Raw genomic sequence first — 13244 nt, forward strand, 5'->3', positions numbered from 1 at the left:
CTTTAAAACAGGAAACTATCTTGCCATTAACATGAGCAAAATAGATAATGTTTTTACAAGACTACGACCGCTTTACCGATTACCTTACGTTCCATCATGTCGGTGAGCGCTTGCGGAGCTTCGGCCAATGTATAGTGCTTCGAGATATAGGGTGAAATTTTACCTTCCATCGCCCAAATGGCAATGTCCTGCATATTTTGCTGGCTCAGGGCGGCTTCTTTCTGCGTAAACATGCCCCAGAAAACACCCACCAGCGAGCTTCCTTTAAGCAGCGCCAGATTGAGTGGAATTTTCGGGATTTCACCACCAGCAAACCCAACGACCAGGTATCGCCCTCGCCAGGCCAGCGAACGAATGGCTGGCTCTGCCCATTTATCACCAACAGGATCGTAGATGACGTCAACGCCTTTGCCCTGTGTGATGTCTTTGATACGTTCGCGCAGATCTTCTTTGGTGTAGTTGATCATGTAGGTAGCCCCTTTCTCGTTGCAGACAGCCAGTTTTTCGTCGGAGGAAGCAGCTGCAATGACCGTAGCTCCCATCATATCGCCTAATTCAACCGCAGCTAAACCTACCCCTCCGGCAGCTCCCAAAACCAGGAGCGTTTCGCCAGGCTGAAGTTGCCCGCGATCTTTCAGTGCGTGATACGACGTTCCATACGCATACATGGTCGATGCGCCTGTAATGAAATCCATTCCCTTTGGTAGTGGAATCGTGGTTCGGGCATCCGAAATTCGCTCTTCGGCCAATCCGCCATGCGAGCCGAAAGTAAATACACGATCGCCGGGTTTAACGTGTTTTACACCTTCGCCCACCGATGTCACAATACCCGATGATTCACTCCCTGGCGAAAACGGCAGCGGAGGTTTAAACTGGTACATATTCCGAATCGTAAGTGTATCCGGAAAATTCAGGCTACAGGCTTTCGTCTGAATCAACACTTCGCCAGGACCAGGCACAGGCGAGGGAATGTCTTCGAGTGTAAGCGTATCGGGCAGGCCGTACGCGCGGCAAAGAATAGCTTTCATGTAGTTTTAAAATTTATCCTCAAATGCAGTGGTTCCGTCCAGTCGATTAAAGCGAACGAAATCTACTGAACCCGTGCCTTCAAATTCGTAGCTGACACCTACAATATCGGTAAACGCATTGGGTGCGATAGCCTCATACGCCTTTTTACCACCCACAAAAAGTTGCACGTGTTTATTTCGAACCTCACACCGAACGTCTACCCACTTAGTCAAATCGGCACCGAAGGCTGACAAATCCGTGGTCTTTGCCTCTGCATAATGGCCAGCCAGGTATAAGTTCAAATCGGCGATACAGCCCTTCGCCGACAGCGGAATCGATAAGTATTGATTTTTGCACAGCACTAAGATATGAACATGCTGGCACGCCGAGGACCCTTTTCTGAAGTCATTCTTCACCCGCGTTTCGAATACAAAATTTCTGGCGTTGAGTCGCTCAAACTCACGTACATAGCGATAAAGCACTGTTGGGGGCTGGGGTTGCATCGGAATATTATGGGCCTCAATAGCTGCAACCGACAAACCCAGGGCACCATTATGGATAGCTTCTTCGGGTTTAACGTAAACCGGAACGGGATTCCGCATAACAGCTACGTGCCAGCCATCCGACAGAATCATCAGATTGTGTTGCTTCACGATCTGCCTGCCTATCACCAGCTTGGCCCGATAGTAGCCCGGCGTATAATAAATAGAGGTGTATTCGTGACCATTCTTTGGTACCAACTCGCGCCGATTCGGGTCCCACGATTGTTGGATAAATACCGAATCGGTGGGCGAGGCTGTAGCGTCATAGTGAAAAACGACCGAGTTCGGAAGCCCTTTCGTCACCGGTCGGCTACTGAATGAGAAGTCGGCAGAAGAGAGTGGCTCTGGCGTAGCATAATTCAGAAAAAAGACCAGCGTCCCGACGATTCCAGCCAATAACCCACCCCCAATCCACCAGCGACGTTTGTCAGATGAACGGCGCAATTGAACCGGTTCTGGCACAACCGCCGGCATTTTTTTTAGATGCTCAGGCTGGACAATCGACTCGTATTGAGGCAAACCGTCTTGTGGAAAATCATTCTGCGGGGCATCTTTAAAATGCGACCAATTTTCATAGCCAACAAACTGCACCAGGGCATTGAGCGTGGTAGCTGTAGGGGCAGAATCGTAGCGCACGCGTCCCCAGACTCGTTTTAGGGTGGTCACACTTAAGGAGATGCCCGTTTGATCGGCAATCTGCTCACCAAGCCGCTCAAAATCCTGGGTAGACCAACCGTCGCTTCTCCCCCAGCCTATTTTCTCCTCAATCAACCGACGGCAGCGGGTGAGTTCTCTATCTTCCTGTTGCGTAATCATAAAAACCTACTCATCAACCACTTACTCTCTTGTGCAAACTTGAACAGAAGTTGAACGCCATTGAATGGCTCTTGTGTGACGGGCTTCGCAAGTTTGTTTTCGTTCGCGCTTAATTAACCAAATGTACTGAAACAAACGATGAAAAAACGGCCGAAAGTCTTTGTATTTCTGCTTCTGATGCTTGCCCATCTAGTCAATGCCCAAACCGCAGTCCCATACGGCAACAATCTACAAGCTGGCCACTATTACAACGTAGGCGATGCCAAAATCTACTACGAACTCTATGGAAAAGGCAAACCTATTGTGCTCCTGCATGGCGGCCTGTTCGGGTACATTGATGAATACGAATTCCTGATTCCGAAGCTAGCCCAAACGCATCAGGTCATCGCGATTGGCACTCGTGGACATGGCAAATCGGAGATTGGTACCAAGGCGTTTTCGTACCAGCAACTCGCCGACGATGCCTTTGCCGTCATCAGGAGTATAACCAAAGATAGCGTGCTCGTACTTGGTTTCAGTGATGGCGGAATAACGGGCTATAACCTCACGGCTACGCACCCCGAGCTGGTTCGAAAACTGGTTGCCATTGGATCACCCCAACGATCAGCTGACCGCGTTTTGTCCGTTCAGGAAGAAGGTAAAATGACACCCGAACGGCTGGACAAGATGGCTCCCGATTTCGTAAAATCCAGAAAGGCGATTATGCCCGACGCGAGCCGGTGGAGCGAGTTACTGGATAAGCTTGACGTGCTTTGGAATCAGCCGACGTTCATTTCCGACGCGGCTATTCGCCAAATCAAATGCCCCGTTCTGGTCATGGCGGGTGACAAAGACCCTTATTTCAAGACTGAAAAAGTCGTCGAAACAGCCCGGATTTTTCAGCATGGCACCTTGTCCATTATTTCAGGCTGTGGACATGTCGTACTCTATTGCAACTTCCCGGCGGTCTGGGAAGCAATCGTTCCATTTATCAATAAACCCTCAAAATCATGAAAATCGTTGTATTGACGTCACTTATCGGCTTGATCAGCCTGAAAACGATCGCCCAGTCGGTTGAGAATTACGGCGACTTTTCGACCAGGCAATGGACATTCAGCGGAAAGACAGCCAAGGCTGATTACTTAGGCAAGCCCGCAATCAAGCTCATTCGCGAAAAGGAAATCGCTACTGGTGCCACTATCGCCTACCTCAATAACTACACTTTCTCAGACGGAAGTATCGAGCTGGACATTGCGACACCGTTGCCCAAATCGACGATCTCATTCCTGGGGGTGATTTTTCATTTTAACGAAGTTGGTACTGAGCCACGCTACGAGTGTTTTTACTTCCGTCCGTTCATGTCGGGCCAGTTGGGAGCTATGCAATACATGCCCATCAACAACGGCCTTGTCAACTGGCAAGACTACCAAGCCGCTGTTTATCAGGGTGCTCCAGTTTGTAAAACGCAGCAATGGTTCCATGTCAAAATCGATGTAAAAGGACCGATGGCCACCGTTTTCGTGGATGGTAAGCAAGTGTACCAGATCAAGAATCTGGCTCGTGGCAGTTCAAAAGGATCGGTTGGACTCTGGCTGGGCAACACCCCTGAAGGTTATTTCGCCAACTTCAAGGTAACCAAAGCCGCTACAGCCGCCAGTAAACCGATGAACTAACAATGACTAATCAGCATCGATTGATATTCACTATGAAAGCAGTAGTATTTTTTTTAGTAGTCGTAATTGGTAGTCAGGCAGTTGCCCAAACCACGGTACCGTTCGATTCGTCAGCCTGGATTTATGAGGGGAAGGTTACCAAAGAGACTTTTCAGGGTAAAGATGGCATTCGCCTGACCGATGGTCGTATTACTCTGAAAGACAATACGTTTAAAAACGGCATCATCGAATTTGACATGACCCTATCACCGGAGCGCAACTTCCCCGGATTTGCGTTTCGTATGCAGGACAGAAACAATTTTGAGCACATATACCTGCGGCCCCATCGGGTGGGTAATCCTGACGCGATTCAATACATACCCATTTTTAATGGGCAGGATTCCTGGCAATTCTATTATGGCGACGGCTATTCAACAACCGTCAACTATCCCATGAATGAGTGGGCGCACATTAAATTGGTTGTTCGGGACACTCAGGCCGAGGTATATATTGGCAATCCAACTGAACCATCTTTGGTGATTCACCAGCTGAAACGTGAGCCCAAATCAGGTCGAATCAGCCTGGATAACGGCGCGCCATCAACTATTCGTTTTGCTAATTTTCACTATACCAAAACAGATAATCCACCGATGGCGGGTAAGTTCAAGCCCGCAGCCGGGTACTCTGTTGAACTGGCAAGTTTCCAGCACCTTCGACGAAAAGCTACTACAAACCGACTATACGATTCCGCAGTCAGTCGCTAACCAATTAACCTGGAATACGTTAACTGCCGAAAACTCAGGAAAACTCAATGTATCCAGAATTCGTAAACGTAGCGAAGCAGCCAATACCGTATTCACTAAACTGACAATCGTTTCCGATAAACCGCAGATCAAGAAATTAAACCTCGGCTTTAGCGACCGCGCCAAAGTGTATGTCAATGGTCGGTTAGTGTATGCAGGTCAGGATGAATTCCTGTCTAGGGATTACCGCTTTCTGGGCACCGTTGGCTATTACGATGAAATTTATCTCGATCTGAAGAAAGGACAAAACGAACTCTGGATCGCGGTCTCCGAAAACTTTGGCGGCTGGGGTGTTCAGGGAAAAATTGCGGATCAGAGTGGCCTGACGATTAAACCATAGCCTTGTGCAACGTTTTCAATAATGAGCCATCTCTGAGGTAGTTTAAGGTTTCTTTTAGTGTGTTTTAGTCCCTCTCCCGTTTTGGGAGAGGGGAGAAAAACGCCGATTCGGAGTATTTCTCCATAAACTCAAAATGACCTTTCTGAAACAATCTCACCCATCTACTTTACGAAACCTCACAACCTTATTGATTGGCTTTGGGTGTACATTCTCCCTGTTTGTCCAGGCTCAAAACCTCCCAAGTCTGTTAACCGAACGACCGTTTAACAGTACATTTTCGATTGTTGCGTATGATGCCAAAGCACAACAATGGGGAATTGCCGTAGCCACGAACAACATTTATGTGGGCAACTCAACGATCTATATTCAACCGGGTGTGGGGGCTATTTCGGTCATTGCCGAAACATTGCCCGATTATGGTATCAATGGACTAAAGCAGTTGAGTCAGGGAAAACTGCCCGAAGAAGCTATCAACTTCACGCGTCAAACCGATGATCAAGCTGATTATCGGCAAGTATCCGTCGTGGACAAGCAGGGACGAGCTTATGCGTTTACAGGCCATTCCCTGACTTACATGAAAGGACAGGCAGGCCATCGAATTGGCAATGGCTATGTCGTTATGGGGAACCAACTGGCCGACAGCGTTTTAACGCGAATGGCGCACACCTATGAACAAGCAACCGGAACCCTCGCTCAACGGCTGGTTGCCAGTCTCATTGCGGGGCAAAAAGCGGGTGGTCAGGTAAATGGTAAGCAGTCGGCGGCTCTTGTGGTAAAAGAGACTCAGGATGAGTGGTTCAACCAAATCGATCTTCGAGTCGATCATTCTTACACGCCGTTCGATGATCTTCATCGGCTACTCAATTATCACAACGGGCGACCTTTCCTGAATCAGGCCATCACTCAACTACGCATGGGCAACCGGGAACGGGGCATGGGATTGCTGCACCGAGCCGATACACTAGTCAAAGGATGGTATGGTATCTATAGCAAACTGGCAACGGCTTATAGTCTGGCTGGTCAGGATGAAAAGGCCCTCGCTGTCATTCAGGATGCCTTGCAACACGAACCGGCCTGGCGAGAGAATCTATCGGCGTTTTACTATTTGCGATCTTACCCGACTTACAGGAAATTGATCGACGAAACTAAATTTACCGTCAAGGACTGGAGTAATGCCATCCAGCAAACACTTAATCTTGGAAAGGCCGCAGAAGCCCTGAAATTAGCCAATCAACTGGCAGACCGTTATCCGCAGGCCACCTACATTGCTTACCTGCAGGGCAATGCATACAAGGCTAACAAAGACGTAATCAACGCCAAGGTCTGCTACCAGAAAGCGCTTCGACTAGATCCGCAGAATGCCGATGCCCGACGCGCTCTACAAACGTTACCTTAATAGGTTTATTGATTTATAAACTGATATGACCCCGTTGGGGTCATATCAGTTTATAGCCTAATTTGGGGTGATTCCTTTCCTATTTCTCAATCAACCGAGCCCGTATCGTTATTAATGCTTCTTCATACGATGCGCCAATTGGAATGGCGTGGCCTGCTACTGTAATTTCCTGACGCGCCATTTTTTCAATCTTATCAACGGCCACGCAAAACGACCGATGGACGCGTATGAAGCGATCTGTCGGCAAGGTTTGAAGCAGATCGCCCATTGTTTGCCGACTGAGTAGCTTCCGATTTTTCAACATGAATATCAGATAGTTACCCTCGGATTCAATGTACAGAATATCGTCGAGCATCACTTTTTCTTCCTCGTAACCTGTCTTTACAAAGATGAACTCCTGCCCTTTATCGGAACGTAATGTATGCATATCGAGTGCTTTTGTGCAGGCTTTCAGGAAGCGGGCTAATGAAAATGGTTTCAGAAGATAATCAACGGCGTCCAGCTCAAAACCCTGCACGGCAAAGTCGGAGTAGGCGGTGGTAAAAACAATCATCGGAACTTTAGGCAGGCATTTAACTACGTCAACACCCGAAATATCCGGCATTTTGATATCCAGAAAAAGCAGGTCAACACGGTTGGTCTGCAACCAGGCAATCGCATCAAAAGCATCGGTAAAACTCGCTTTTAAATCCAGAAACGGGACTTTAGCGGCATGGAGTTTTATGACTTCCAGAGCCTGGGGTTCATCGTCGATGGCGATTGCGGTAAGGGTCATGTTCAATTGATTAATTTGCTTTCGTCCAATGCTCGCGACCCCAGGCAACCAGCCCTGTAATGGTACCATCCTGAGCGGCTTCAAATTTAACCGGGCCACCGTCATCTTTCGCGAAAAAGTCAAGATCCGATTCGGGCTGTAAGGTAAATTCAAAATTATTCCAAAGCTGTTTTACCTGTAAGGCATTGTCCGTTACAGATAGTTGAAGGATGAGTTTCGGGTAGTCTTTTATGGTATACTTTCCAGCCATGGTCGCTAGTTTCTGTTGCGATACCTGAGCCAGCTTTTTCATAACAGGCTTGAAGTCAGACCAGCCATAGGCAGCTGAAACACTACGCATCAGCTCGTAAATCAAGTCCATTCCACTATCGGAATTGGTCATGATCACGACGCCCTGGCCCGTTTTCGCAAACCCATATAAAAAGCATTTATAACCCGCATTGCTACCCCCATGACTGAACACCAGCGCATTACCCGCTCCTTTCACTTCGGGCCCCAGACCGTGGTTACCTAGCTCTTTGGTTAGCATCAACTTTGTCATTTGTTCTGACAATACGTGGTTAGCCTTCCCTTGTAGCGATTGTTGGACTTCAATAATGTACTGAGCCAAATCGGAAGGCGTTGTCCATAGACCAGCAGGCGCCATTTCGGGGTAGGTGTGCCAATCGCCGGGAATCTTTTTCCCATTTCCAAAGTGGGCGATACTAGCGTTTACTTTCCTGGCATCGGGCAACGGCTGCTCGTATGTACTGTGCTGCATTCCAAGTGGTGAGAGCACCGTTTTTTGCATAAACGCCGGAAACGTTTCGCCTGTTATATCGGTAATGGCCTGTTGCATAACTACATACCCACCACCCGAATACCGCCAGCGAACACCGGGAACGGTATCTGAAACGACGGCTGGCGAATTGGCCGGTTTTTCGCCAGTCAACACCTGAACGACAGTTGGCAGCTCTTTCCCCTGGGCATACCCGCCAAAACCATGTACCGTCAGTCCAGCGGTGTGCGATAATAGACCCCGCAACGTAACGGGTTTCTGCTCCGTGAACCGCGATGAAGGAATTTTCCAGCTTTTGAGGTATTGATTGATATCGGTATCCAGACTCAGCTTCCCTTGCTCAATCAGTTTCAGTGCACCCAGCGCCGACACGGGTTTACTGATCGAAGCCGCCTGAAACAGGGTTTGCACATTGGCTTTTTGCAGACTGTCGGCGCTGAGATAGCCATACGCTTTCGCCCATTCCAGTTTTCCGTTATTGACCACCGCAATACTCACAGCGGGCACATGAAGCTGCCGCATCCGCTCGACGATGGGGTAGTGAATAGGTGATTCACCAATTAATTGTACGGGCGGCATCAGGCCGGTTTCGATTTGCTGGATTTTCTGAACGAGATCTGGCGTCTGCGACGTTTGCGCTTGCCCAAACACAACCGGAATAAGCCACAGGAGAAGTAGGATCGTAATGAGGTATTTCATGGTAAGACAATGGGGAAAGAGCGAATGAGTGAAAGAGCGAAGCTAACAGTACCAAATCACCAGTACACCAGCGTCAGAGACACAAAATAGTCCTGCTCCGATTGCTGAATATCGAGTTGGTAGCGACCGGGATAAATCAAGTCCAACCGCTTGCGAACATTGTCGAGCCCTACGCCGGATTGATCTTCTTCCGGATCGTGGCGATCTGCGGTTTCTGTTTGTTTAAGATGCCGGGAGTTATGCACTTTGAAGTACAGGCGGGTCTCATCCAAAGTCAGGGTGATGTAAATCCAGGACGGATGCCGGAGACGGATGCCATGCTTAAACGCATTTTCGACAAAGGGCGTCAACATCATAGGGGCCAGATAAATGGCACGTTTCGGTTCCTGAATGTTCACCCGGATTTCGATAGGATGCGTTTCGTCGATGCGCATCCGCTGAATCTCAATGTAGTTGCGCAGGTACTCAACCTCCTTGTCGAGCGGAATACGGTCGCGGTTATTTTCCTGCAACATAAAACGCATCATGTCGCCCAATTTCTGGATACCATCGGCCGTTTTTTCGCTGTTTTCTCGCAGTGCTGTAGCATACAAACTATTCAGTGCGTTGAACAGAAAGTGAGGATTTATCTGCGCCTGTAAGCTCGACAGTTCTGCCGATTTGGCCGAAACCTGCGTCTGAAGCACGACTTTTTCTTTGCTCATTATCGTCCGTACATAGGCAATAACTAGCGCGCTCGGTACAACAATACTCAGGGTAACTATGATTGGGTCGGCGGAGTGCATGACAAACCCGGCAGCCGCTGCCCATAATATTGTAGTCGCCAGGTAGGCTAAAAATAGAAAGAGTAAGCAAGTACTAATTAGCACGACTTCTGACGACCGGGGAGCTCGAAAGGCTGGTAAAATATAGGCGTAGGCATAGGCTTGAAGAAATAGAATTTGAATCCCGATACCCAATATCATCAACATGTCCCGATTCCCGCCCTGCCATAAGGTTGGGGGCAGATTCAGCACCAACGCCAGACTAATCAACGTAGCTATCATCCCCACAAAAGGCAGGTAACTAATCCGTTTTTGCTGCTCAGGAAGTTCTGTTACCAGATTCTGATGCACATAACTGAATAGTTGAAAAAGCAGTTGATAGGCCAGCAGGAAAATTCCCAACCCGATTGCATCAGCTAAAACCGTCCGTTTGCGGTACAGCGAAAACACCTTCAGACCGATAATATTGTCGAGGGTATCGTATTGATATCGAACGTGTAACTTTAGGAAATGATATGCGAACGTACTTGCCAGCAACAGCATGATAGTCAGCACAATGAATATCCCCGCTTTCTGGTCGTTGGTGCGATCCTGGATGAGTGGGTACGCCAGATTATGAAAGATGTACCACGCTCCCAACACGAGACACACACCCGCAATCAGCGGAATATTGTTGTTCAGTGTATGGTTATAAATGGCCAGATTTCGCCAAACAACCGACGAAGGAACCCGGTTGCTTTCGGCAATCTCGACCATAGCGTTGATCCGGTTAATCTCTTCGATCAATCGCCTGATGACATAAATAACCGCTGTGCTCAGTACGAATACCAGTTCATAGCGACGGATAAGCTGCAAGTCCCGCATTGCTTTGGTTGATTTTTGACCAAAACTAAGCGGGACTCACAAGCGTCGGCGAAAAATGGGGTGAACTGGTAGAAAAATGGGTTGAAATAGTGTGGAGCATGGTGCGCGGAGCAAGGAATAGTAATACCCCTGCTCCGCGCACCATGCTCCACGCTCCTATTCAGACCGAAGAGAACGTACTGGATTCATTAGGGCCGCTTTCACACTTTGAAAGCTCACTGTCAATAACGTAATCGCCAGAGCACCAGCGCCCGATACGGCAAAAATCCACCAGGATAACTCTGTTCGATAGTCATATTTCTGAAGCCAGTTGTTGAGAAAGTAGTAAGCGATAGGCGTAGCGATACCAAAGGCTATTATGACTAGAATCACAAAATCTTTTGACAATAATCCCCACAGATTCAGGACGGAAGCCCCTAATACTTTCCGCACGCCAATTTCCTTTGTACGCTGTTCGGCAATGAATGAAGCCAGTCCAAAAATGCCTAAACAGCTAATAAAAATGGCCAGGACCGCAAAGAAGGACGCCAGCTTGCCGATCCGTTCTTCATCCCCGAATTTTTTGGCGTATTCGTCATCAATGAACCTGTACTCAAACGGAATAGCCGAGTTGTATTTTTTGAACACTCGTTCAATTGTTCCAATCGCATCGCTACTCGGCGTATTTGGGTTAATTTTGAGAATGATCGTGTTGAGGTCGCCTTTTCTGAGGTAGAAAAACGTTTGTTTGATGGGGTCATACGGGTTTTGCGTCACCATGTTTTTGACGACTCCAACGACATGTACCAGTTTATCTCCCCATTTTATAGTTTCGCCGATGGGCTGTTTCATGCCCATGTAGTTTACAGCCGCTTCATTGACGATGACGCCTGATGAATCGCTCGCAAAGTCGGTTGAGAAATCCCGACCTTCTTTAATTTTCCAGTCGACCGTTTTGCCAAAATCCTGTGTTACGCCCAACGTTACAAACTCCTCCTGCATGGCGGGATCTTTCCCTTTCCAACTCAATCCACTATTGGTCAGATACGTATTGGTTATCTGCGTTTCCGATTCGGCTACGTTCAACACAGCGCCTGTCTCTAGCAAATCGTCTCGAAAGGCCTGAAAATGATTCCGAATATCGCCCGCATTAATGGTCAGCAAACTACTTCGGTTATAGCCAATCGGGCGGTTCTTTGCGTACTGAATTTGACGAAACACGATGAGCGTTCCGATGATCAACGTAACAGATACGGTAAATTGAACGACCACTAATAGTTTACGGGGAACGGCGGCAAACCGACCAACTCGAAACCGGCCCTTCAGGACTTTGACGGGCTGAAATGACGACAAATACAATGCCGGATAACTACCAGCAATCAGGCCCGTAAGCAGACTGAATCCTACGCCTATTAGCCAGAAGGCAGGCGTTTCCCAAAGAATTGCCATCTGTTTATCAGCCACTTCATTGAAAACAGGAAGGATGAGCTGTACCAACAGCAAGGACAGCAAAAAAGCAATGATTACAACTAATAGCGATTCGCTAAAAAATTGACTTACCAGTTGACTCCGAACAGAACCGACTGCTTTACGGATACCTACTTCTTTAGCTCGTTTCTCGGAGCGAGCCGTGCTTAAATTCATAAAATTGATACAGGCCAGCAGCAGCACAAACAGGCCAATAATGCCAAATAACCAAACATATTGAATGCGACCACCGGACGTAATGCCGTTCTTAAACTCGGAATACAGATGCCAGTTTCTCATCGGTTGAAGGAAAATCTCAGGATTATTCCGCGCTCCTTCCTTACCGACCCTATTCCGTTTAGCATGCTTAATGAGGGCCGAGACCGTATTCATATCGGCCTTGTCAGCCACTTGAGCAAATGTCTGAAACCAACTGGCACCCCAGGGATTTTGGAGAATTTGTTCTAGTCCTTGACTTTTTACCATTAACTCCCAGGGAGCAATAAATGACAGATTGGCAAAGCTGGAATTAGTGGGCAAATCTTCGTAAACGCCCGTTATTTTCACATCCAGCTTATTATCAAGCCGGATGATTTTATTCAGCGGATCGGCATTACCAAAAAATGCCTTTGCTACTGATTTTGAGAGCAGAATTGAATTAATGTCCTGTAAGCCAGAAAGTGACCCTTTCAGCATCGTCAGCGAGAGCATGTCGGGGGCTTCTGCCTCCATATAATTGCCGCCCTTCGTTAGCTTCTTTTCGCCGAGCGATAATAAATGGTCACCTATCCAGCCTGCTCGTACTACATAGGTAAAGTTATTGCCATAGGTCGTTCGCAGTTCAGGTCCAAGTGGCATGGCTACGTTCGACCAGGTCTGAACTTCGCCGTCAAAGGTTTGATTCTGCATGACCTGGGCAATTCGGTCGTAGTTCGGGAAGGATTTATCGAACGATATTTCGTCATAAACCCAAAGGCCAATGAGCATCGCCACGGCCATACCCACAGCTAATCCACCAATGTTGATGAATGAATACACCTTGTTTTTGACCAGGTTACGAAGAGCGATTTTGAGATAATTACGTAGCATATCAGGACTTAGGAAAAAGGTGGTCGGATATTGGGATGGGGTACGTTTAATCATCGAAGGCCGCACATAAGCCAGCACTTCCCGCCAGTAACGCCGTCGGGCGTTGGTTTCTCCATATTTCGCTACTCGAAGTGCATAGCGTTCATGCAAGTCGCCGAGCACCTCTTCCCGAAGATGAGGAGCACAGAACCAGTTAAGAAGACGGTCAGCTAAGCGGGGCGGGGTCATGGCTTTGGGCAGGGAGCGCGGTGCATGGGGCGGGGAGCACCGAGCATGGCTTTACCCCTGCCCCG

11 protein-coding genes are annotated in these 13244 nt (G+C 48.1%); 5 read left to right on the forward strand and 6 right to left on the reverse strand.

The window, feature by feature from the left end:
- Positions 1-53: 53 nt before the first annotated feature.
- Both GO755_RS27355 and GO755_RS27360 read right to left on the reverse strand, forming a co-directional pair.
- Positions 54-1028 (reverse strand): NADPH:quinone oxidoreductase family protein, encoded by a 975-nt coding sequence (locus GO755_RS27355; protein ID WP_157588493.1) that lies wholly within the window; start codon positions 1026-1028, stop codon positions 54-56.
- Between the two features lie 6 nt (positions 1029-1034).
- Positions 1035-2366 carry a hypothetical protein gene (locus GO755_RS27360; protein WP_157588494.1) on the reverse strand — a complete coding sequence of 444 codons (1332 nt, stop codon included), beginning with the start codon at positions 2364-2366 and terminating at the stop codon, positions 1035-1037.
- Between the two features lie 138 nt (positions 2367-2504).
- Here GO755_RS27360 and GO755_RS27365 point away from each other — a divergent pair, with 138 nt between their 5' ends.
- The 5 genes from GO755_RS27365 (at position 2505) to GO755_RS27385 (ending at position 6536) form a co-directional block, all read left to right on the forward strand.
- The gene (locus GO755_RS27365; RefSeq protein WP_157588495.1) at positions 2505-3359 is read left to right on the forward strand and encodes an alpha/beta fold hydrolase; all 855 of its coding nucleotides are present in this window, start codon (positions 2505-2507) and stop codon (positions 3357-3359) included.
- Entirely contained in the window at positions 3356-4018 is a 663-nt protein-coding gene (locus tag GO755_RS27370; protein WP_157588496.1) for a family 16 glycoside hydrolase, read from the forward strand. Before GO755_RS27365 ends, GO755_RS27370 begins: the two co-directional genes overlap by 4 nt.
- Positions 4019-4050: 32 nt before the next feature.
- Complete coding sequence (locus tag GO755_RS27375) at positions 4051-4761, forward strand: LamG domain-containing protein (RefSeq protein WP_157588497.1); 711 nt, start codon at positions 4051-4053, stop codon at positions 4759-4761.
- On the forward strand, positions 4685-5140 hold the full coding sequence (locus GO755_RS27380) for a hypothetical protein (protein WP_157588498.1): 456 nt from the start codon (positions 4685-4687) through the stop codon (positions 5138-5140). Before GO755_RS27375 ends, GO755_RS27380 begins: the two co-directional genes overlap by 77 nt.
- Positions 5141-5273: 133 nt before the next feature.
- Positions 5274-6536 (forward strand): DUF1028 domain-containing protein, encoded by a 1263-nt coding sequence (locus tag GO755_RS27385; RefSeq protein ID WP_157588499.1) that lies wholly within the window; start codon positions 5274-5276, stop codon positions 6534-6536.
- A gap of 79 nt (positions 6537-6615) precedes the next feature.
- Here the strand turns inward: GO755_RS27385 and GO755_RS27390 are convergent, their stop codons facing one another.
- From GO755_RS27390 to GO755_RS27405, 4 genes are all read right to left on the reverse strand, one after another.
- Positions 6616-7311: a LytR/AlgR family response regulator transcription factor gene (locus GO755_RS27390; protein WP_157588500.1), complete on the reverse strand. Its 696-nt coding sequence runs from the start codon at positions 7309-7311 to the stop codon at positions 6616-6618.
- 10 nt (positions 7312-7321) lie between these two features.
- Entirely contained in the window at positions 7322-8788 is a 1467-nt protein-coding gene (locus GO755_RS27395) for a serine hydrolase domain-containing protein (protein ID WP_157588501.1), read from the reverse strand.
- Between the two features lie 56 nt (positions 8789-8844).
- Positions 8845-10416 carry a sensor histidine kinase gene (locus tag GO755_RS27400; protein WP_157588502.1) on the reverse strand — a complete coding sequence of 524 codons (1572 nt, stop codon included), beginning with the start codon at positions 10414-10416 and terminating at the stop codon, positions 8845-8847.
- A 156-nt stretch (positions 10417-10572) separates the two neighbouring features.
- Complete coding sequence (locus tag GO755_RS27405; RefSeq protein ID WP_157588503.1) at positions 10573-13179, reverse strand: ABC transporter permease; 2607 nt, start codon at positions 13177-13179, stop codon at positions 10573-10575.
- Between the last annotated feature and the right edge of the window lie 65 nt (positions 13180-13244).

The organism is Spirosoma arboris (genome assembly GCF_009754945.1).
Taxonomy (GTDB): Bacteria; Bacteroidota; Bacteroidia; order Cytophagales; family Spirosomataceae; genus Spirosoma; species Spirosoma arboris.

Coding starts and splice junctions, on each gene's coding strand:
- GO755_RS27355 (WP_157588493.1), bottom strand. CDS start 1,028: ATGAAAGCTATTCTTTGCCGCGCGTACGGCCTGCCCGATACGCTTACA.
- GO755_RS27360 (WP_157588494.1), bottom strand. CDS start 2,366: ATGATTACGCAACAGGAAGATAGAGAACTCACCCGCTGCCGTCGGTTG.
- GO755_RS27365 (WP_157588495.1), top strand. CDS start 2,505: ATGAAAAAACGGCCGAAAGTCTTTGTATTTCTGCTTCTGATGCTTGCC.
- GO755_RS27370 (WP_157588496.1), top strand. CDS start 3,356: ATGAAAATCGTTGTATTGACGTCACTTATCGGCTTGATCAGCCTGAAA.
- GO755_RS27375 (WP_157588497.1), top strand. CDS start 4,051: ATGAAAGCAGTAGTATTTTTTTTAGTAGTCGTAATTGGTAGTCAGGCA.
- GO755_RS27385 (WP_157588499.1), top strand. CDS start 5,274: ATGACCTTTCTGAAACAATCTCACCCATCTACTTTACGAAACCTCACA.
- GO755_RS27390 (WP_157588500.1), bottom strand. CDS start 7,311: ATGACCCTTACCGCAATCGCCATCGACGATGAACCCCAGGCTCTGGAA.
- GO755_RS27395 (WP_157588501.1), bottom strand. CDS start 8,788: ATGAAATACCTCATTACGATCCTACTTCTCCTGTGGCTTATTCCGGTT.
- GO755_RS27400 (WP_157588502.1), bottom strand. CDS start 10,416: ATGCGGGACTTGCAGCTTATCCGTCGCTATGAACTGGTATTCGTACTG.
- GO755_RS27405 (WP_157588503.1), bottom strand. CDS start 13,179: ATGACCCCGCCCCGCTTAGCTGACCGTCTTCTTAACTGGTTCTGTGCT.